This window comes from Acidihalobacter sp. (assembly GCF_037381185.1).
Taxonomy (GTDB): Bacteria; Pseudomonadota; Gammaproteobacteria; order DSM-5130; family Acidihalobacteraceae; genus Acidihalobacter_A.
The window spans coordinates 95,025-114,851 of sequence record NZ_JARRQY010000006.1; the positions used below are offsets into that span (position 1 = coordinate 95,025).

Annotated in this window: 18 protein-coding genes; 15 read left to right on the plus strand and 3 right to left on the minus strand. The window is 63.7% G+C overall.

The genetic code is table 11. The annotated features are described in order from the left end of the window. Positions 1 to 117 precede the first annotated feature (117 nt). The 7 genes from P8014_RS03140 (at position 118) to P8014_RS03170 (ending at position 6,653) form a co-directional block, all read left to right on the plus strand. Positions 118 to 1,254 carry an extracellular solute-binding protein gene (locus P8014_RS03140; protein ID WP_337815849.1) on the plus strand — a complete coding sequence of 379 codons (1,137 nt, stop codon included), beginning with the start codon at positions 118 to 120 and terminating at the stop codon, positions 1,252 to 1,254. A 2-nt stretch (positions 1,255 to 1,256) separates the two neighbouring features. Beyond that, complete coding sequence (locus P8014_RS03145; protein WP_337815850.1) at positions 1,257 to 2,147, plus strand: ABC transporter permease subunit; 891 nt, start codon at positions 1,257 to 1,259, stop codon at positions 2,145 to 2,147. Beyond that, positions 2,144 to 2,923 (plus strand): hypothetical protein, encoded by a 780-nt coding sequence (locus P8014_RS03150; protein WP_337815851.1) that lies wholly within the window; start codon positions 2,144 to 2,146, stop codon positions 2,921 to 2,923. The genes P8014_RS03145 and P8014_RS03150 overlap by 4 nt, the downstream gene beginning before the upstream one ends. A 3-nt stretch (positions 2,924 to 2,926) precedes the next feature. Beyond that, entirely contained in the window at positions 2,927 to 3,997 is a 1,071-nt protein-coding gene (locus tag P8014_RS03155; RefSeq protein ID WP_337815852.1) for an ABC transporter ATP-binding protein, read from the plus strand. 3 nt (positions 3,998 to 4,000) lie between these two features. Continuing rightward, the gene (locus tag P8014_RS03160; RefSeq protein ID WP_337815853.1) at positions 4,001 to 4,822 is read left to right on the plus strand and encodes a phosphodiesterase; all 822 of its coding nucleotides are present in this window, start codon (positions 4,001 to 4,003) and stop codon (positions 4,820 to 4,822) included. Between the two features lie 277 nt (positions 4,823 to 5,099). Next, complete coding sequence (folE, locus tag P8014_RS03165) at positions 5,100 to 5,657, plus strand: GTP cyclohydrolase I FolE (protein ID WP_337815854.1); 558 nt, start codon at positions 5,100 to 5,102, stop codon at positions 5,655 to 5,657. Positions 5,658 to 5,669: 12 nt separating this feature from the next. Further along, a complete protein-coding gene (locus tag P8014_RS03170) occupies positions 5,670 to 6,653 on the plus strand; it encodes a DUF523 and DUF1722 domain-containing protein (protein ID WP_337815855.1) in 984 nt (327 codons plus the stop codon). A 49-nt stretch (positions 6,654 to 6,702) separates the two neighbouring features. Here P8014_RS03170 and P8014_RS03175 read toward each other — a convergent pair whose 3' ends face one another. Beyond that, complete coding sequence (locus P8014_RS03175; protein WP_337815856.1) at positions 6,703 to 7,434, minus strand: GntR family transcriptional regulator; 732 nt, start codon at positions 7,432 to 7,434, stop codon at positions 6,703 to 6,705. A gap of 200 nt (positions 7,435 to 7,634) precedes the next feature. Between P8014_RS03175 and P8014_RS03180 the strand changes: the two genes are divergently transcribed. The 7 genes from P8014_RS03180 (at position 7,635) to P8014_RS03210 (ending at position 14,413) form a co-directional block, all read left to right on the plus strand. Then, positions 7,635 to 7,919: a UxaA family hydrolase gene (locus P8014_RS03180; protein WP_337815857.1), complete on the plus strand. Its 285-nt coding sequence runs from the start codon at positions 7,635 to 7,637 to the stop codon at positions 7,917 to 7,919. 2 nt (positions 7,920 to 7,921) lie between these two features. Beyond that, on the plus strand, positions 7,922 to 9,094 hold the full coding sequence (locus tag P8014_RS03185) for a UxaA family hydrolase (RefSeq protein WP_337815858.1): 1,173 nt from the start codon (positions 7,922 to 7,924) through the stop codon (positions 9,092 to 9,094). 125 nt (positions 9,095 to 9,219) lie between these two features. Beyond that, complete coding sequence (locus P8014_RS03190) at positions 9,220 to 10,155, plus strand: hydroxyacid dehydrogenase (protein WP_337815859.1); 936 nt, start codon at positions 9,220 to 9,222, stop codon at positions 10,153 to 10,155. Further along, positions 10,152 to 11,162 carry an Ldh family oxidoreductase gene (locus P8014_RS03195; RefSeq protein ID WP_337815860.1) on the plus strand — a complete coding sequence of 337 codons (1,011 nt, stop codon included), beginning with the start codon at positions 10,152 to 10,154 and terminating at the stop codon, positions 11,160 to 11,162. The genes P8014_RS03190 and P8014_RS03195 overlap by 4 nt, the downstream gene beginning before the upstream one ends. 236 nt (positions 11,163 to 11,398) lie before the next feature. Beyond that, positions 11,399 to 12,367, plus strand: a complete 969-nt coding sequence (locus P8014_RS03200; RefSeq protein WP_337815861.1) for a tripartite tricarboxylate transporter substrate binding protein — start codon at positions 11,399 to 11,401, stop codon at positions 12,365 to 12,367. 62 nt (positions 12,368 to 12,429) lie between these two features. Further along, positions 12,430 to 13,959, plus strand: a complete 1,530-nt coding sequence (locus P8014_RS03205) for a tripartite tricarboxylate transporter permease (protein ID WP_337815862.1) — start codon at positions 12,430 to 12,432, stop codon at positions 13,957 to 13,959. After that, positions 13,934 to 14,413, plus strand: coding sequence for a tripartite tricarboxylate transporter TctB family protein (locus tag P8014_RS03210; protein WP_337815863.1), 480 nt, complete (start codon positions 13,934 to 13,936; stop codon positions 14,411 to 14,413). Before P8014_RS03205 ends, P8014_RS03210 begins: the two co-directional genes overlap by 26 nt. A gap of 130 nt (positions 14,414 to 14,543) precedes the next feature. Here the strand turns inward: P8014_RS03210 and P8014_RS03215 are convergent, their stop codons facing one another. Both P8014_RS03215 and queF read right to left on the minus strand, forming a co-directional pair. Then, positions 14,544 to 15,809: an FGGY-family carbohydrate kinase gene (locus P8014_RS03215; RefSeq protein WP_337815864.1), complete on the minus strand. Its 1,266-nt coding sequence runs from the start codon at positions 15,807 to 15,809 to the stop codon at positions 14,544 to 14,546. A gap of 7 nt (positions 15,810 to 15,816) precedes the next feature. Then, the gene (gene queF / locus P8014_RS03220) at positions 15,817 to 16,206 is read right to left on the minus strand and encodes a preQ(1) synthase (protein WP_337815865.1); all 390 of its coding nucleotides are present in this window, start codon (positions 16,204 to 16,206) and stop codon (positions 15,817 to 15,819) included. A gap of 127 nt (positions 16,207 to 16,333) precedes the next feature. Between queF and smc the strand changes: the two genes are divergently transcribed. Beyond that, entirely contained in the window at positions 16,334 to 19,825 is a 3,492-nt protein-coding gene (smc, locus tag P8014_RS03225; protein ID WP_337815866.1) for a chromosome segregation protein SMC, read from the plus strand. The last annotated feature ends 2 nt before the right edge of the window (positions 19,826 to 19,827 follow it).

Genomic DNA, 19,827 nt, shown 5'->3' on the forward strand with positions numbered 1-19,827 from the left:
CACGCACTTGTTGCAAAGCGGAGCTACAATCAGCCGCGTTGCCTCCCTGTCATTAAAGCGTCATGTGGTGCGCCTATGGTTGCGCCACTTCAACCATCCCATACAAGGGGAATAAAGATGGATGATCGTCATAACAAGCAGGGCCGCCGTCAATTTCTGAAGCTTGGTGCGGGTGCCGTCGGCGCCGGCGTGGCTTCGATGTTCGTACCCGGCCTGGCCAATAACGCATTCGCCGCCACGCACCCGATGGACCAGGCCCTGATCGCCGCGGCCAAGAAGGACGGCGGCCTGAACACCATCGCGCTGCCGCCGGATTGGGCCAACTACCGCAAGATGATCAGTGAATTCGAGCGTCTGTATGGCATCCGTATTCACAATGCCTCGCCGGACGCCAGCTCGGCCCAGGAACTGCAGGCCATCCGTTCGCTCAAGGGTCAGCGCCGCGGTCCCGACGTCGTCGACGTCGGTCCCTCGTTCGCGCTGATCGGCGCTGCCGAAGGCTTGTTCCAGCCCTACAAGGTCAGCACCTGGAGCAGCATCCCGGACAACATGAAGGACGCCGGCGGCATGTGGTACGGCGACTACTTCGGTGTCGAGTCCTTCGGCGTCAATCGCTCGGTGGTCAAGAACGCCCCGATGACCTGGAACGACCTGCTCAAGTCCGAGTACAAGGGAATGGTCACCCTGAACGGCAGCCCGCTGGGCGCCGGCGCCGCTTTCGGTGCCGTCTTCGCCGCAGCGATGGCCAACGGCGGCTCGCTGGACGATATCGGTCCGGGCATCGAGTTCTTCGCCAAGCTGGCCAAGGCGGGCAATTTCAACCCGTCCGATGCGACTTCCGCCAGCCTGGTTTCCGGCCAGACTCCGATCGTCGTCAACTGGGATTACCTCAACCTTGCCCAGGCCAACAAGAACAAGGGCATGGTGCAGATCGACGTCCTGATCCCCGAAGGCGCCGCGCCTTACGGTGGGTACTACTGCCAGGCCATCAGCAAGTACGCGCCCAACCTCAAGGCTGCCCAGCTGTGGGAAGAGTTCGTGTACTCCGACGCCGGCCAGCTGATCTACCTGGAAGGCTACGCCCATCCGGCGCGCTTCTCCGACATGGTCAGCCGCGGTGTCGTGCCCGAAAAAATGCTCAAGGAGCTGCCCCCTGCCGCGCCCTATAAGCACGTCCAGTTCCCGAACAAGGCACAGACCGAAAAGGCGCAGAACCTGCTCAAGACCGAATGGACCAAGATGGTTAAGGTCTAATAATGTCGACAGTTGTTCGTAGCACCCCGGCCGGAGCTCGTCTCCGGTCGGGCACCAAACTGCTGACGCTGATATTCATCGGTCCGTTCCTGCTTTACATGCTGGCGTTCCTGATACTGCCGGCGTTGCGGCTGTTCGACCAGGCGTTTTCGGGTGAGCACGGCTTCACGCTGAAATACATTGCCCAGCTCGGCCAGGAACAAACCGTCAAGGCCTTCGTGAATTCCGTCGTTCTGTCGTCGGTTTCCTCGCTTGTCGGCCTTGTGGTGGGTGGCATCGTCGCCTACCTGATCCTGCGTCCCGGCGCGCCGCGCGGTCTGCGTTCGATGGTGACCTCGTTCAGTGCGGTGGCCGCCAACTTCGCCGGTGTGCCGCTGGCATTCGCCTTCGTTTCCACCTTGGGCAGCCTCGGCATGGTCACGGTGTGGCTCAAGTCGTTGGGCGTCAATCTGTACGCCAGCGGATTCAGCCTGTATTCGGTGACCGGCCTGGTCATCGTCTATGCGTATTTCCAGATTCCGCTGATGGTCATCGTGATCGCGCCTGCGATCGAAGGCCTGCGGCGCGAATGGCGCGAAGCGGCGGAAAACCTCGGCGCGAGCAGCTGGACTTACTGGCGCCATGTGGGCCTGCCCATTCTGCTGCCTTCGCTATTGTCCTCATACATCCTGCTGTTCGGCAATGCGTTCGCAGCCTACGCCACGCCGTATGCCCTGACGTCCGGTATTCTCGCCCTGGTGCCGGTCGAGATCAGCAACGTGCTGTCCGGCAACGTGATGCTCTCGCCGCAGACCGGCGCGGCGCTGTCGTTGGGCATGATCGGAGTAATGGTGGTAATCATGCTCATCTACGTGGTCGCCGCGCGCCGTGCCAGCAGGTGGACACGCCAATGAGTACACAACAACGTGGTTCGTGGAGCGGGCTGGCCGTGTTGGCCCTGGTCGGCCTTTACTTCGTGGTGCCATTGCTAGCCACGGGCATTTTCAGCTTCTGGGAAGGCGGCGACCGTTACGGCCTGCGCGCCTACATCAGTCTGGTGCATCAACGCGATCTCTGGGATAGCCTGTGGATGTCGCTACATTTGGCGCTTGAGACCATCGCCGTGACCCTGGTCATCCTGTTGCCGGCAGTATTCTGGATGCACCTCAAGGCCAAGTCCTTCAAGCCGCTGTTCGATTTTCTGTCGGTGATGCCGTTCGTCGTGCCGCCGATCGCGCTGGTGGCCGGCCTGACCGCACTCTACACCGGTCCGTCCTGGTTCGTCGGCACCTCCAACTTCCTGGTCGTGCCTTATGTGATCCTGGCGTTGCCATACACCTACCGCGCACTCGACGTCGGCATGCGTGCGCTGGATCTGAAGACGCTGACCGAAGCCTCGCAGAGCCTGGGGGCAGGGTGGGGCACACTGATCCTGCGCGTGCTGGTGCCCAATCTGACCAGTGCGCTCGCCGGCGCAGCCTTGCTCACGATCGCCATCGTGATGGGCGAGTTCACCTTTGCGAACGTACTGCTGTTCAATACTTTCGCGGTCTACATCAATTACGTCGGTCAAACCTCCGCCACCGAAGCGGCTGCGCTGACGCTGCTCAGTTTCCTGATTACCTGGCTGGCCATGCTCGGCGTGCTGTTGACCGGCCGCGGACAAGTTCAGCTCGGGGGAGCCCGTTAAAACATGTCGTATCTATCGATCGAAAACGTGGCCAAGCAGTACGACGGCCGCACCGTACTCAACGATATCTCGCTGGAGCTGCCGCCTGGTGAGTTCCTGTCGCTGCTGGGCCCCTCCGGTTGCGGCAAGACCACGCTGCTGCGCATCCTGGCCGGCTTCGAGCATGCGGACAAGGGGCGAGTGCTGCTCGGCGACCGCGACATCAGCGGCCTGTCCGCCAACCAACGCAACATGGGCATGGTGTTCCAGGCCTACAGCCTGTTCCCGAACATGACGGCCGCCGACAACGTGCGCTTCGGTCTGCGCGTGCGCAAGGTCGACGCCGCCGAACAGCGCCGGCGGGTCGACGAGATGCTGGATCTGGTCGGACTGGCCGAGCACGCCGACAAGTATCCGCATCAGCTTTCCGGCGGCCAGCAACAGCGTGTTGCCCTGGCCAGGGCTCTGGCGATCCAGCCCACGCTGCTGCTGCTCGATGAGCCGCTGTCGGCGCTCGACGCCAAGGTTCGAGTGCAGCTGCGGGACGAGATCCGCCGCATCCAGGGCGAAACCGGCATCACCACTGTGTTCGTCACGCATGACCAGGAAGAGGCGTTGTCGATTTCCGACCGCGTGGCGGTGATGTACGGGGGCGATCTGGTACAGATCGGTGAACCTGCCGAGATCTACCAGGAACCGGCGCATAGCTTCGTCGCCCAGTTCATCGGCGTCTCCAGCGTGCTTTCCGGCCAGGTGGTCGATGCAGACGAGGGAGTTATCGCGATCAACGACATGAAACTTCACGCCGAGCGGGCGCGTGGTTTCGGGAACAACGAGAATGTGAAGGTCTTTCTGCGTCCCGAACACGTGCGGCTGGGCGCGTTGAACGGTTCCGGCCTGCCTCCGGACACACTTCCCGGAACGGTGTGCGAACGCGTCTTTCTCGGCGCGACAACCCGTCTGACCATCGGCCTGGATGCAGGCGAACAGGTACTCGCCGACGTTCCCACTTCCGATGCTTCCGAACTCGGTATCGGCTGCCGAGTGCATGCGGGCTGGGATTTCGACCACGCGCGCGTGCTGGCCGACCGATAAACGATGAAGATCATACATTTGACCGACACCCACCTGGTTCCGCCCGGGCGGGTGCTCTACGGGCTGGACACCGCGGCGCGTCTGGCCGCCGCGATCAACCATATTCAGCAGCAGCACGCCGATGCAGACGCTTGCATCATCACCGGCGATCTGGCGCACCGCGGCGAAGAGGAAGCCTACGTGCAGCTGCGCGAGCTGTTGCAGCCCCTGTCTATGCCGGTACTGCCGCTGATCGGCAATCACGACCATCGCGAGCGCTTCTGTGCCGCATTCCCGCAGGTGCCACGCGATGCGAATGGTTTCGTGCAGTGGGTGCGGGACTGTGACGATGGCCGTCTGGTGCTGCTCGACACGGTGATGCGCGGCGACGAGGCGGGCCATCCTGCCGCCGGCTATTTCGGCGGCGGCCGTGTAGAATGGCTGCGCGAGAGACTCGATGAGGCTGGCGACCGTCCGGTCTATCTGTTCATGCACCATCCGCCTTTCGGTGTGCGAGTGCGGTCTTTCGACGACATCAATCTGGCGGCACCCGACGCAATCGCCTTCAGTGAAGTATTGCGGGGACGCAGCAACATACGGCATCTGTTCTTCGGCCACATTCACCGCACCATCTTCGGCAGTTGGCGGGGTATCCCGTTTTCCACGCTGCCGGCCACGGCGCATCAGTCGATGCTCGACTTCGTTGCGCTGGATGACTATTTCACTCACGAACCTCCCGCCTACGGTGTGGTTCTGCTCGACGACGAGCAGGTCACCGTCCACACGGAGAACTATCTGCATCGCGGTCCCGTCTACCATCCGGATGGGCGCTGTCTGAGCTACTAGCGGCTACAAGGCTTGCTCCGCGGATGATGCTGAGGCGCTTCGGCATGGACGACCCACATGAAGCGAGGGGCGATGGTTCGGCTCCGTCCGAATCGGTGACGCGTCCGAAAACGCCCCAAAACCCAGCGACGGCGTGTCCGTGTCGTCGTGACTCCACGCTTGTCGGTCCGGAATCCAACTGCTCAGGTATCCTGCCCCGTCGAATGGGGACAGCTGTCCCCAGTGACGTATAATCCCCGCACCGTTTCTGCACCACAGCCGTCCTCCGGAGAAAGCCATGGATATCGAACAACTGGAAACGCACTATCGCGAGATCATCCGTAGCACCGGTGAGGAACTGGAACGGGATGGGCTTCGTGATACGCCATTACGCGCGGCCAAGGCGTTCCAGTTCCTGACTCGGGGTTACAACCAGACGCTAGACGAGGTCGTCAACGACGCATTGTTCGAATCCGAGATGGACGAAATGGTGCTGGTGCGCGATATCGAGCTGTACTCGATGTGCGAGCATCACATGCTGCCGTTCATCGGCAAGGCCCATGTGGCATATCTGCCTGACGGCAAGGTGCTGGGACTGTCCAAGATCGCTCGCATCGTGGACATGTATGCACGGCGCCTGCAGATCCAGGAGGACTTGACCCGCCAGGTTGCCGACGCGGTGCTCGAAGTGACGGGGGCCAAAGGCGTGGGGGTGATCGTCGAAGCCCGGCATCTGTGCATGATGATGCGTGGTGTCGAGAAGCAGAACTCCTGCATGACGACTTCCGTGATGCTCGGATATTTCCGCAGCAACCCCGATACCCGGGCCGAGTTCTTGAGGCTCGTGCGGGGCTAGGTGCGAGCATTCATGACTGCGCCGAACGCATCCGGCGTTACCCGGCAGCGGATGGATGCCGAACGCGTTCCGGTCGGCATCAGCAGCTGTCTGCTCGGCGAGTCGGTCCGTTTCGACGGCAACCACAAGCGTAATTCCTATATCTGCGATGTTCTGGGAGAGTGGTTCGAATGGGTGCCGCAGTGCCCCGAGACCGCGATCGGGCTGAGCGTGCCGCGCGAGCCCATTCACCTGCGCCGTATCGACGGAGGCATCCGCGTCGTCGGCGTGCGCACCCCCGAACTCGACGTTACCGATGCACTCGCCGCGTATGCCGGGCGCTTCGCGGAGACGCACGCGGAACTCGACGGTTACATCCTCAAGAAGGACTCGCCGAGTTGCGGTCTCGAACGGGTGCGGGTCTACGATGCCGCTGGGGCGAATGCCACGCGGAGCGGAGTCGGCGGCTTCGCTGCGGAGCTTCGGCGGCGGTTTCCGCAGCTACCCATGGAGGAAGAGGGGCGCCTGGGCGACCCGAGGCTGCGCGAGAACTTCGTGCAGCGTGTGTTCGTCCATCACCGCTGGCGACGTCTGCTGCGTGAAGGTCTTACTCCCGGGACTCTGGTGGACTTCCACTCCTCCCACAAGCTGCTGCTCATGGCGCACGATCCCGGCGCCTATCGCCGACTGGGCCGCGTGGTTGCGCGGGCCGGGGCTTCGGAGACTTCGGTCGACGAATATTTCCCGGCACTCATGAACGCTCTTTCCACGCCGGCGACCTGCGGCCGCCACGCCAACGTCCTGCAGCATATTGCGGGGTATTTCCGCGAGGTTCTCGACGCGGCCGATCGCGCCGAGTTGGCCGAGCTGATCGAGGCCTATCGAATCGGCCTGGTGCCCTTGGTCGTGCCGATCACGCTGCTCAACCATCATCTGCGCCGGCATCCACAACCCTATGTGCAGCGGCAGGTCTATCTCGACCCGTATCCTCCGGAATTCAAGCTGAGGAATGTGTGACCGGGGCCTGATGGCTCGATCAGAGCTATGAGGCGGTTTCCCCAGAACCTTAATCCAGGTCGTTCAGATAGAAGAAGTGTGCCGTATCGCAGCGGCTCACACGCCACTCCACGGGTTGGCGCTCTATGTTGAGCGCAACACGGTCGATCTCCAGCAGGGGAGAACCCGCCGGCACGTCCAGCAGCCGCGACTCCTCCTCTCCCGCCGCTACAGCACGGAGCTGCTCCTTGGCCCGTACGACGATGACCCCGTAGCGGGTTTCATACATGTCGTACAGCGTGTTGGTGACTTCCTCCGGCGTGCAGCGCTGCAGTTCGGGGAACAGCGAGGTCGGTACGCTGATGCGCTCGCAGATGACGGGGCGGCCATTCATCTGCCGCACCCGCGAGATCCGGGTTACCGACATGCCTGCCTCCAGCCCCAAAGCTGCGCGCTCGCTCTGCGTGGCTCTCCCGGCGCTGCATTCCAGTACACGGCTTTCTGGAAGCTGTCGCTCGCCGTTTTCTCCCACCAGATGGAAGAACTGGAACAGGGACCGATTGGCGCTGTGCTTGGCCGCGAAAGTGCCCTTGCCCTGACGCCGTACGACCAGCCGTTCGGCTTCCATTTCGTTCAGCGCCTTGCGCAAGGTGCCCTGGCTGACGCCGTATTCATTGGCCAGCGCGATCTCGCTGGGCAGGGCATCGCCCGGTTTCCACTCCCGCGCGGCCAGACGTCTGATGAGCAATTCCTTTATCTGACTGTATAGCGGACGGAAATTCGGTCCTGCTGCCTCTTGCATGATTCTCACTCTTTTCGAATTGGGCATTTGCCGATAGTGCGCATGTTCGCGGGACTCCGTGCGGCCTGACGCTAATCTGCACTTTCGTCGAGGTCATTTTACCCCTTGACGATGATGATAGCCTAGTCTACTTTAAATTACGTCTTATATAAGACATATGATATAACTCACATGGGCAGCATGATTTCCAAGGAGTAGGCATGACGACCCACTTTCTGGTTCACAACAAGGTAGACAAGGTAGGCGTTGTCGTTGTGGAAGACATCAAGGCCGGTGAAGAGCTGACCGGATGGCTTCTGGAAGACGACAGCACCATTCGACTGGAGGCGAAGGACGACATTCGTCTTGGCCACAAGATCGCACTGGCCGACATCGCGAACGGCGATACGATCATGGAGTACGAGCACGACATCGGCCGCGCAGTGGCCGACATCGGGCAGGGGCATCACGTGCACGTACACAACATCAAGACGAAGCGGTGGTAACGATGGCGAACAACGATCTGAGCTTTCTGGGATATCGGCGTGAGAACGGCCGCGTGGGAATCCGCAACCATGTGGTGATTCTGCCGCTGGACGACTTGTCGAATGCGGCTTGCGAAGCGGTGGCGAACAACATCAAGGGCTGCATGGCGTTGCCGCACCCGTACGGCCGCCTGCAGTTCGGGGCCGATCTCGACCTGCATTTCCGCACCCTGATCGGCACGGGCGCCAATCCCAACGTGGCGGCGGTGGTGGTCATCGGCATCGAACCCGGCTGGACACAGCGCGTGGTCGACGGCATCAAGGCGACGGGCAAGCCTGTGGCGGGTTTCGCGATCGAGGAGCATGGCGACATCGACACCATCGCCAGGGCATCCCGCACAGCCAAGGAGTACGTGCAATGGGCCACCGAGCTGCAACGCGAACGCTGCGGCATCGACGAGCTGTGGATCTCGATGAAGTGCGGCGAATCGGATACGACGTCCGGTCTGGCCTCGAATCCGACCATGGGCAATCTGGTCGACAAGCTGGTTCCGCTCGGCGCGACCATGTGCTTCGGCGAGACCTCGGAACTGACCGGCGCCGAGCAGGTTTGTGCGGAACGCGCGGTCAACGACGAGGTGAAAAAGAAGTTCCTGAAGACCTGGAACGACTACAACGACTTCATCAACCGCCACAAGACCGACGACCTTTCGGAATCGCAACCGACCAAGGGCAACATCGCGGGCGGTCTGTCCACGATCGAGGAAAAGGCCTTCGGCAACTTCGCCAAGATCGGCAAGAAGACGCCGTTCATCGATGTGTTGGAACCGGCCGAAACGCCGGCCAAGGGCTCCGGGCTGTACTTCATGGACACCTCATCGGCGGCTGCCGAGTGCGTGACCCTGCAGTGCGCGGCCGGCTACGTGGTTCATCTGTTCACCACCGGCCAGGGCAACATCATCGGCAATCCGGTCGAGCCCGTGATCAAGCTCACCGCCAATCCGCGCACCGCGCGGACCATGGCGGAGCACATCGACCTGGATGTCTCCGGCATTCTGCGTCGCGAGATGAATCTCGACCAGGCCGGCGATGAGCTGATAGAAACCATGCTGCGCACCTGCAACGGCCGCTCGACCGCAGCCGAGGCGCTGGGGCACCGGGAGTTCGTGTTCACCAAGCTCTATCGCAGCGCCTGATGTCCACCGGCGAGGCCGTGGACGCGCGCCCTTCACGGGTTGCGGCGTTCACGGTCACCGGACATTCGGAAAATGGGATCGCCTGGAATTGGTCGGCGTCTTTATGCCGAGTGCAGGGGGGATAAGTGAGCGACATAGTCATCAGCGAATTCATGGACGAGGCCGCCGTCAGCGGACTGCGGTCGCGTTTCGAAGTGCTGTACGAACCGACTCTGGTGAACGACCCTGGGCGTCTCTCAAATGCGCTTCATGGCGCCAGAGCACTGATCGTTCGCAACCGTACACAGGTCGACGCGGACCTTCTGGGTTCGACAGGAAGTCTGCGCGTGGTCGGACGTCTGGGAGTGGGCCTGGATAACATCGACCAGGAGATGTGTGCCGCGCGAAACATTCAGGTAGTGCCCGCGACGGGCGCCAACAATACCGCTGTCGCGGAATATGTCGTCGCTTCCATGCTGTTGCTGGTGCGGGGCGCGTTCGGCGCCAACGAAGCCATGCTGGCCGGCGAGTGGCCACGCAGCCGCTTGATCGGGGGAGAGGTCAGCGGCCGCACCCTAGGCTTGGTCGGCTTTGGGGGCATTGCGCGCGAGGTCGCATCGAGGGCCCGCGCCATGGGGCTGGAGGTCCATGCGTTCGATCCCGCACTGGCGAAGGACGCACCCTGCTGGAAGGCGTTGCAGGTGAATTGTGCGGACAGTCTTGAAGAACTGCTCGTGGGCAGCGACGTCGTGAGCCTGCACGTTCCGCTTACGCCACACACGCGCCATCTTATCGATGGCGGCAAACTCGCACTCATGCGCTCGAATGCGATCCTGATCAACACGGCGCGTGGCGGCGTGATCGACGATGCCGCGCTGGCCGATGCGCTGCGCACCGGCCGCATCGGCGGCGCGGCGGTGGATGTGTTCGAGACCGAGCCCCTGCCGGCGGATTCAGTGTATCGGGACACACCGAACCTCCTGCTTACGCCGCATATCGCCGGTGTGACGTGCGAGTCCAACATTCGGGTCAGCGCGATGATTGCCCGTGCCGTCGGACGGATTCTGGAGACAGCCGCGTGAGCCTGGTGGATGCGCAGCAGCTCACGGACTTGGTGGTCCGCGCCCTGGTCCGCTCGAACACCTCAGAGAACAACGCGCGCTGCGTCGCCCGTGCTTTGGTTGCCGCCGATCTAGATGGCCTCACCTCGCATGGCGTATCGCGCCTGCCTTCGTACGCGGACCAGGCGCTCAGCGGCAAGGTGGACGGACAGGCGACAGCGGATGTGCATATTGCCGCTCCGGCCGTGGTCCGCAGCGACGCCTGTTGCGGTTTCGCGTTCCCGGCCATCGAAGACGGCATGAAGGCGGCGCTGGAACGCTTGCAGGAAGTCGGAGCGGTCGCGCTGGCGGTACGGAACTCGCATCACTTCGGCGTTGCCGGCCATCACGTCGAACGTGCTGCCGAACAGGGGGCCGTCGCACTCGCCTTCGGCAACTCTCCAGCTGCAATAGCCCCGTGGGGAGGTGCCGCCGCCGTATACGGTACGAACCCGATCGCCTTCGCTACTCCTCGGCTGGAACAGCCTTCGCTGGTGGTCGATCTGTCGCTGAGCAAGGTTGCGCGAGGCAAGGTGATGGTGGCGCGCGACCGGGGTGAAGCCATACCGGATAATTGGGCACTCAACGCCGCCGGAGAGCCGAGCACCGATCCGCAAGCCGTGCTGGACGGCGGCACCATGCTGCCGCTCGGCGACGCCAAGGGTGCGGCCCTCGCTCTCGCAGTGGAGATCATGGCAGCGGGTCTCACCGGAGCGCAGTTCGGTTTCGAAGCCAGTTCGTTTTTCACTGCAGAGGGCGATCCGCCGCGGGTCGGGCAGCTGTTTCTCCTGTTCGATCCGATCAAGATGGCCGGTGCCGACTACTATCAGCGTCTGGAGTTGCTATTAACGGCAGTTACCGGACAGGCGGGGGCGCGCCTGCCGGGCGAACGCCGTCTGCTGAACCGCTCGCATAATCTCGAAAATGGGCTCGACATTCCCGACACCTTGTACGAGGAGATTGAACGTCGGGCGGATGGGCGGGACTGAGGGGCCGATTGTGCGATGGGCAAATCGACTGAAGTCACGGGAGGGAACTGACAAAACTTCGGTGGCAGCAAGTAACGGTCCGGCTGCCGGAGGCATGCATAAACAAGCACGCGCATCTCACCATCTCGGAAGACCCCTTGGTTATGTATGGGGGCAAGGTATCGGGGCCGGCCTAGCCGGAAACCTGATCGTGCAAGTGACGCAGGCAAACAGAAGAGCGTAGGAGGAGAGGGATTATGTTGAGCCGTAAAAAAGCACTGTTTGGGGGTATCGCCCTTACGTTGAGCACGCTGGGTTTGCTGCCCGTCGCGTGGGCCGCTGACAAGTATCCCAGCAGACCCGTGCAATATGTCATTCCGTTCGGCCCCGGCGGAGAGTCGGATATCACCGCGCGCCTGCAGCAGCCCTTTTTCAAGAAACTGACAGGGGAGGATCTGATCATCAGCTACAAGCCCGGCGGAGGCGGGGCGGTCGGCTGGTCGCAGCTGAACGGTATGAAGGGCGACGGCTATAACATCATGGGCGTCAACCTGCCCCACATCATTATCAAGCCGCTGATGGGTAACGTCGGGTTCAAGACCTCGGACATCACCACGGTATACATGTTCGAGTACACGCCCGACGCCATTCTGGTGCGCAAGGACAGCCCGTTCAAGACGCTTCAGGATCTGATCGACTACGCCAAGAGCCATCCGGGGCAGCTGACCTTCTCCGGCTCGGGAAAGGGGACCGCCAACGACTTGGCGAACTCGCGTTTCGACGACGCTACCGGCACCAGGACCACCTATATTCCGTTCAAGGGAACCGGCGCGGCGTTTACCGCGTTGATGGGCGGGCAGGTCAAGGCGGAGTGGGGCTATAGCACGGTGGCGGCCAATCACAAGAGCGATGTGCGCATGCTGGCCGTAGCGACCGAGAAGCGGGTGCCGCTGTTCCCGGACGTTCCCACTTTCAAGGAGAAAGGCATCGATATGATCGGTGGAACCTACCGGGGTATTGCCGTACCCAAGTCGACCCCTGAAGCCATGCGGATGAAGGTCTCCGATCTGATCGGCAGAATCAACGCCGATCCGGAGTTCCAGAAGAAGATGGAAAACCGGGGCTTCGTGCTCATCGACGTGCCATACAAGAAAGTAGGCGCGTTCATGCGGCAGAAGACCAAGGAGTACATCCGGCTCGGCAAGGCCGCCGGCGTCATCAAATAGCCGTCGTTGCTGCCCGGTGTTGCGCCGGGCGGCGCTCTCTTCGCTGCAGACAGGGTAATCCGATGCTGGGACTGGAATATGTTGTCGACGCCGTAACGCCGTTCCGATTGATGCTATCGCTCGCCGGAGTGGTGGCCGGCACGGTGTTGGGCGCGATACCGGGTTTGACCGCGACCATGGCGATCGCGGTGCTGGTTCCTCTGACTTTCTCGATGGATCCGGCCTCCGCGTTGCTGCTGATGGGCGCGATATATACGGGAGCGATCTACGGCGGCGCCTATGCCGCCATCCTGCTCAATACGCCGGGAACGCCCTCGGCGATCGCCACCACCTTCGACGGCTACCCGATGGCCAAGCGTGGCGACGGCGATCTCGCGGTCACCCTGGCCTGCCTGGCGAGCGTGGTCGGTGGACTGGTAGGCGCGGCAGCCCTGTTGCTGCTCGCACCGCCGCTGGCGCACGTAGCGTTGGCTTTCGGCCCGGTGCAGTATTTCTGGCTTGCGATTTTCGGCCTGACGCTGATTTCCGCGATTTCCGAAGGACAACTCATCAAAGGGCTGATCGGAGCGTCCTTCGGCCTGCTGCTGTCCTGCGTCGGGGTCGCGCCGATCAGCGGGGCACCTCGCTTCACCTTTGACTCGGCCACGCTGCTTGGCGGTATCAATGTAGTGTCCGGTCTCATCGGCCTGTATTGCATCCCGGTATTGATCGACCTCGTGGCGCGTCCGGAACGACATCTGGAAGTGACCGGCGAGAGTCGCGGATTCCGCCTGCGCGAGGCGTTCGGACTGTGCTGCACGGGCAAGTTCAATCTCTTGCGCAGTTCCGTGCTTGGAACGCTGACCGGGATTCTGCCCGGCGCGGGCGGTTCCATCGCAAGCCTGGTGTCGTACTCCGAGGCCAGGCGCGCGTCGCGCCATCCGGAAAGGTTCGGGAAAGGGGAGCCGAACGGTATCCAGGCTACCGAATCGGCCAACAACGCGACCGTCGGCGGCGGCATGATTCCGACCCTGGTGCTGGGCATTCCGGGTACGCCGCCGGATGCGGTGATTCTGGGTGCGCTGCTGGTGCAGGGCATTCATACCGGCCCCGAGCTGTTCTCGTCCGCCGGAGGTGCGATCGTCTACACGTTCATCTACGGGCTGTTCATCGCCACCCTCCTGATGCTGCCTATCGGACTGTTGATCGGCCGCTACGCCTTCCGATCCATCGTGGGCTTTCCCAAGGCGGTGCTGGTGCCGGTCGTGGCGTTCATGACCATCATCGGCACCTATGCCATCCGCAACAGCGTTGCGGACGTGGTGATCATGATCGGGCTTGGCATCATGGGCTGGGGACTCGATCGGCTCGGTTTCAAACCGTCACCCATCGTCCTGGGTCTGATCCTCGGTCCGATTGCGGAGCAGGGCTTCGTTCAGGGCTGGATGATCGGCAGCGCAACCGGTCATCCCGTCGTCGCGTTTTTCAGCGGTCCGCTGACCATTGGCATCATCGCGCTGACGCTGTTTTCGCTTCTCTATCCGCTGCTGATCAAGCGGCTGCGCAAAGCCCGCAAAGGAACCGGCGATGAAAGCAAACCATCCCACCTCTGATCGCAACGACATCCGCGGCACGCTGGGCGCCCTCATGTTCATCGGGGTGGGGGCGATCGCCTGGTGGAGCATGCTCGGTGTCGGTAGTGCCTCGGCAGTCATCTTCCCGCATGTCGTGATTCTGCTCATGACGGGATTCTCAGCCTTGCTGGTGGTGCGCAATCTGCTGGGACACGCCGCCAGCGAAGCGCGTGCCCCGCGCGGCTCGGTGCCGCGGCGGCTGGGTCTGCTGGCGGGCATGTTCGTTGCCGCCCTGGCCATGCCCCACATCGGTTTCGTGACATCCGCCCTCGGGGCCTATCTGATCATCATGGCGGTCGCCATGTACGAACGTTGGACGCCGCTGCGCCTGGCGGTCTATCCGTTGTCCGGCCTGGCTGTCGTCTTGCTGTTCTACTACCTGTTCGACATCGTCTTCAAAGTGCCTTTGCCCGCCGGCAGCCTGTTCGGTTGAGCGGCAAGCGATGACGGTGCGATTGTGATCGAAAACGGCACTACGCGCTCGCACGGTATGCCCGGTATCAGTGTCCGAGCGTGAACCCGAGATGTTCTGCGGACTGCAATACCTACAGGAGACCTGGGATTCAGGCCGGCAACCCGCGCGCCAGGAGCGCCGCGCCGTAGGCGGCTTCGACCTGAGCAGAGGGGAGCATCGGCACTTGCAGTCTGCGTTCGCGGATGTCGGTCCACAGCGGATTGGCACCGCCGCCGCCCACACTGTGCACGCTGCGGAGCGGGTCGGCGCCGGCCTGCGTCAGGCGGGCGTAACCCCGAGCTTCGATCGATGCGATGCCTTCGAGTATCGCCTGAAAGAACACCCGCCGCTCGGCCGGGCGTGGCTCCAGACGCGGAGCGAGGGAGGGATCGGCCAGCGGGAAGCGTTCCCCTGGACACTGCAACGGGTAGTAGTCCAGGCCGGTCGGGCTGTCGGGTTCGAGTTCCAGGCTGAAGCGGGCGATTTCCTCGTCGCTGAACCAGGCGCGCAGCACGGCGCCGCCGCTGTTGGATGCGCCCCCGGCCAGCCAGCGCTTGCCGAGGCGATGGCTGTATATGCCCAGCGCCGGTTCGAACACCGGCCGGCTGCTGAGCAACTTCAGTACCAGCGTGCTGCCCAGCGAGCTGACGCCGTCGCCCGGCGTGTTGGCGCCGGTGGCGAGGAAGGCCGCAACGCTGTCGGTGGTCCCCGCGACCAGCTGCAGGCCGGAGGGCAGTCCGAGCGCGGCGGCAGCCCGTGCACTCAGTTGCCCAACAGGCGTGCCCGGCTGGTGCGCCCGCGGCAGGCAGGCAACCGGCACGCCGAGTTCCTGCAGCCACTGCGGCCAGCTCCGGCTGACCGGATCGTATCCGAGCTTCAGAGCATTGTTTTCGTCCGACGTGCCCCAGGGCGCGCCGAGGCGGCCGAGCAGCCAGTCGGCCTGGTGCAGCGCATGGGCCGCCTTGCCGATGCCGTGCCTGCGCAGCCAGAGCAGTTTCGCGAGGGCTGAACTGGCGCCGTGCGCAGCGCTTTCGGCCGGCGCCGTCGCGGCGACCTCCCGCGCCTCGTCCGTCGCGCGCTGGTCGCCGTAGAGCAGGGCGGAGTGCAGCGCATGGCCGTCGGCGTCCGTCAGCAGCAGCGAGCCCGAGGTGTCGTCCAATGCCAGTGCAATCGGCTCGGAGCCACGAGGAAGGGCGGCCGCAAGCGCCTGCCACCACAACTCCGGATCCTGCTCCTGACGGCCGGCCGGGCCGCTTATCGGCGGGGGCAGGGACGTGCGGGCCTGGGCCCGCACTTCGCCCGCCTCGTCCACGGCCATGGCGCGCACCCCGGAGGTGCCGACGTCGACACCGATGTACAGGGGCGCAGCGGCCATGACGGGTTCAGGGCAGCTGTACGGGGACGGGCGGCACCCAGCCTTCGGCCTGATGTTCGGCCACCACGGTGGTGTAGATGCCGCCGCGTACGTTGAATTCGGAGGTCAGGCGCATGAAACGCGGCTCCAGCGCGTCGACCAGATCCTGCAGAATCTCGTTGGTGACCGCTTCGTGGAACGCGCCCTGGTCGCGGAAGGCCCAGACGTAGAGCTTGAGCGACTTGAGTTCCACGCAGCGCTTCTCGGGAATGTATTCCAGATGCAGCGTGGCGAAGTCGGGCTGGCCCGTCACCGGGCAGAGACAGGTGAACTCCGGGATGCGGATACGGATGGTATAATCGCGCCCCGGTTGCGGGTTGGGAAAGGTTTCGAGTTCCTTGCTAGGCTCGGTCGCCATGGATGGACAATCCTCTTTGGGTGACGAAATAGCGGACTGCCGGGGGCGACGCGCGGCCGCTTTCGGCAATCCGGGAAAGCCGGTCAGTATAACGCCCAGTCACACTCTGAATCGACGCGGACAGCGCATGCGGCTAAGCAAGATAAAACTGGCAGGGTTCAAGTCCTTCGTCGACCCGACCACCATCCAGCTCTCCAGCCAGCGCGTCGCGATCGTCGGCCCCAATGGCTGTGGCAAGTCCAACACCATCGACGCGGTGCGTTGGGTGATGGGCGAATCCTCCGCCAAATATCTGCGCGGCGAATCGATGGAAGACGTCATCTTCAACGGCTCCTCGGCGCGCAAGCCGGTCGGCCAGGCCTCGGTCGAACTCGTGTTCGACAACTCCGACGGCACGCTGGGCGGGCAGTATGCGCAATACGCCGAGATTTCCGTCAAGCGACAGGCGACGCGCGACGGCCAATCGCAGTACTTTCTCAACGGCGCGCGCTGCCGCCGCCGAGACATCACCGACATCTTCCTCGGCACCGGCCTGGGACCGCGCAGCTACGCCATCATCGAACAAGGCATGATCTCGCGCCTGATCGAAGCCAAGCCCGAGGAACTGCGCGTCTACCTGGAAGAAGCCGCCGGCATTTCCAAATACAAGGAACGCCGCCGCGAGACCGAGAACCGCATCCGTCACACGCGCGAGAACCTGGAGCGTCTGGACGATCTGCGCGAAGAGGTCGCCAAGCATCTCTCGCACCTCAAGCGCCAGGCTCAGACCGCCGAGCGCTATAAGACGCTCAAGGGCGAGGAGCGGCGCGTGCGCGCCGAACTCATCGGCCTGCGACTTGAGGAGATCGAGGCCGACGCAGCCAAGCGCGAGCAGAGCATCCAGAGTTCGCAAAGCGCGCTGGAGGCGACCATTGCGGGTCTACGGGCACGCGAGACCGAGCTGGTCAAGGGCCGTGAACAACTGAACGAGCGTAACGAAGCGCTCAACGGTGTGCAGGGGCGCCACTACCAGATCGGTGGCGAGATCACGCGCACCGAGCAGGCTATCAAACACGCCGAAACCCTGCGTGCGCAGCGCTCGCAGGCGCTGGAGCAGGCCGAAGCCAACCTCGCCGAGGCTCGTCGTACGCTGGAGGCGGACGAGACCAAGGCCGCAAGGATCGAGGGCGAGGTCGCCGAACGCGAACCGGCGCTGACCGCCGCCGCACAAGCCGAAACCGAAGCGCTGGCCGGCCTGGAACAGGCCGAACAGGCCATGCGCGAATGGCAGAGCGGTTGGGACGAATTCAACCGGCGCGCCGCCGAACCCGCGCAGCGGGCACAGGTCGAGCGCACCCGCATGGAACACCTCGAGCGCCAGATCGCAGCGCTGGACAGTCGCCGTGAACGCCTGCAGTCCGAGGCCGGCGGGCTGGACACCGCGGTCGTGGACGGCGAGATCAAGCGCCTTGAAGCCGCCGTCGCCGAGCAGCGCACCCGCGTCGGGCAGGAAGAGGCGCAGCTCGCCGAATGCCAACAAGCCATCGAGCAGTCCCGCACCCAGGGCCGTGACCTCAATCAGTCTCTGGATCACGCTCGGCGCGAACTGCAGACCCTGGGTGGCCGGCTGGCCTCGCTGGAAGCGCTGCAGCAGTCCGCATTGGGCAAGCGGGAGGACGGCCGCAAGGCCTGGCTCAAGGCGCGAGGGCTTGCCGACGCGCCTCGCCTGGGAGAACGCATCCGCGTCAGCGGCGGTTGGGAGCGGGCGGTCGAGACCGTGCTGGGCGCGCAGCTCGGGGCGGTTTGCGTCGAGCGTCTCGATGCGGTCGCCGAGGCCGCGGCCGACGATACGGCGCCGCGCAGTTTCATGGCCAAGGAGACGATGCCGCCGGCTACCGGCGAACTCGCGGCTCAGGTCGAGTGCGATTGGCCGATTGGCGAATTGCTCGGTGGCGTGCGTCTCGTGAACGGGCTGGACGAAGCCCTGACACGCCGCGCAGAGCTGGCTGCGGGTGAGTCGTTCATCACCCCCGCCGGCGAATGGGTCGGCCGCGGCTGGCTGCGCCTGCCCGGCGAAGACGAGGAACATGCCGGCGTGCTGGCGCGCGGTGAGGAGATCATCCGCCTGCAGCAACGCCGCAAGGTACTGGAAGCGGATGCCGAGCGCCTGGTCACGGAGCAGGAGGCCACCCGTGCGGCACTGCGCCAGCATGAGGAAGAGCGGACCAGGATTCAGGCCCGGGTCAACGAAACCCACCGCGCACTAGCATCCGACGATGCGCGCCTGGGCTCGCAGCGTACCCGTCTGGAACAGCTGCAGAAACGGGCGGAGGCTGTAGCCCAGGAGCTGGAGGAGGTCGACGAACGCCACGCGCGTGACCTCGAATCGCTGCAGGACGCGACCGCCGGGCGCAATGCTGCGGTGGCCGAAATGGAACGTCTCGCCGCCGAGCGCGAAACCCTGAACTCGCATCGAGTAGAGCTGTCCAATGCGCTCGACGAAGCTCGGCGCGGTACGCATGCCCGGCGTGAGGAGCATCACCGCCTGGCATTGGCGCTGGAGGCCCGGCGCACGGAATTGAGCGCCACGCATCAGGCAGCCGAGCGCGGGCGCGCGCAGGTGGCGCAGCTGGAACAGCGCGCAGTTGAACTGCGTGAGGCGCTGGATGCCGACGCCGGACCGGCCGAAACGCTCGGTGAGACGCTGGCCGGATTGCTCGAGCAGCGTAGCCGTGTCGATGCCGAGCTGGCCGATGCCCGCACCGCCGTGCAGAACCTCGAGGCGGAGCTGCGCGAAGCCGAACAGGCGCGCGTGGAGATCGAACGAGAGGTCGAATCGCTGCGTGAGCAGCAGAGCGAACGCCGCCTGGCCCTGGAATCGGTCAAGGTGCGAGGCGAGACGCTGCGAGAGCAATTTGCCGAAACCGGGTTCGAGCGCGAGCAGCTGCGCACCGAGCGGGATTCCGACGCCGGTATCCAGGCCTGGGAGAGGCGGGTCGCCGAACTCGAGCAGAAGATTCAGCGGCTGGGGGCAATCAATCTGGCGGCCATCGAGGAATACCAGAGCGAAAGCGAGCGTGCCGAGTACCTGGACGCCCAGCACGCCGATCTGACCGAGGCACTGACCACGCTGGAGACGGCCATCGGCAAGATCGACCGCGAGACGCGCAGCCGGTTCCGCGAGACTTTCGAACACGTCAACGGACGGCTCAAGGACATGTTCCCGCGGTTGTTCGGCGGCGGCGAGGGACGTCTGGAGATGACCGGCGAGGATTTGCTCACGACCGGCGTGGCCGTGCTTGCACGCCCGCCGGGCAAGCGCCTGTCGACCATTAACCTGATGTCGGGTGGCGAGAAGGCCCTCACTGCGGTGGCCCTGGTGTTCGCCATCTTCGAGCTGAACCCGGCGCCGTTTTGTATGCTTGATGAAGTGGACGCGCCGCTGGACGAGGCCAACGTCGGCCGTTTCGCCCGGCTGGTGCAGGAGATGGCGGAGCGCGTGCAGTTCATCATGATCACGCACAACAAGGTCAGCATGGAGGCGGCCGACCACCTGATCGGCGTCACCATGCGCGAGCCCGGGGTGTCGCGAATGGTGGCTGTGGATATCGACGAAGCGGCCCGTATGGCAGTGAGTTGAAC

Bases quoted from the DNA above. Each gene is read 5' to 3' on its own strand.
- P8014_RS03140 (WP_337815849.1), top strand. From the start codon at position 118: ATGGATGATCGTCATAACAAGCAGGGCCGCCGTCAATTTCTGAAGCTT.
- P8014_RS03145 (WP_337815850.1), top strand. From the start codon at position 1,257: ATGTCGACAGTTGTTCGTAGCACCCCGGCCGGAGCTCGTCTCCGGTCG.
- P8014_RS03150 (WP_337815851.1), top strand. From the start codon at position 2,144: ATGAGTACACAACAACGTGGTTCGTGGAGCGGGCTGGCCGTGTTGGCC.
- P8014_RS03155 (WP_337815852.1), top strand. From the start codon at position 2,927: ATGTCGTATCTATCGATCGAAAACGTGGCCAAGCAGTACGACGGCCGC.
- P8014_RS03160 (WP_337815853.1), top strand. From the start codon at position 4,001: ATGAAGATCATACATTTGACCGACACCCACCTGGTTCCGCCCGGGCGG.
- folE (WP_337815854.1), top strand. From the start codon at position 5,100: ATGGATATCGAACAACTGGAAACGCACTATCGCGAGATCATCCGTAGC.
- P8014_RS03170 (WP_337815855.1), top strand. From the start codon at position 5,670: ATGACTGCGCCGAACGCATCCGGCGTTACCCGGCAGCGGATGGATGCC.
- P8014_RS03175 (WP_337815856.1), bottom strand. From the start codon at position 7,434: ATGCAAGAGGCAGCAGGACCGAATTTCCGTCCGCTATACAGTCAGATA.
- P8014_RS03180 (WP_337815857.1), top strand. From the start codon at position 7,635: ATGACGACCCACTTTCTGGTTCACAACAAGGTAGACAAGGTAGGCGTT.
- P8014_RS03185 (WP_337815858.1), top strand. From the start codon at position 7,922: ATGGCGAACAACGATCTGAGCTTTCTGGGATATCGGCGTGAGAACGGC.
- P8014_RS03200 (WP_337815861.1), top strand. From the start codon at position 11,399: ATGTTGAGCCGTAAAAAAGCACTGTTTGGGGGTATCGCCCTTACGTTG.
- P8014_RS03205 (WP_337815862.1), top strand. From the start codon at position 12,430: ATGCTGGGACTGGAATATGTTGTCGACGCCGTAACGCCGTTCCGATTG.
- P8014_RS03210 (WP_337815863.1), top strand. From the start codon at position 13,934: ATGAAAGCAAACCATCCCACCTCTGATCGCAACGACATCCGCGGCACG.
- P8014_RS03215 (WP_337815864.1), bottom strand. From the start codon at position 15,809: ATGGCCGCTGCGCCCCTGTACATCGGTGTCGACGTCGGCACCTCCGGG.
- queF (WP_337815865.1), bottom strand. From the start codon at position 16,206: ATGGCGACCGAGCCTAGCAAGGAACTCGAAACCTTTCCCAACCCGCAA.
- smc (WP_337815866.1), top strand. From the start codon at position 16,334: ATGCGGCTAAGCAAGATAAAACTGGCAGGGTTCAAGTCCTTCGTCGAC.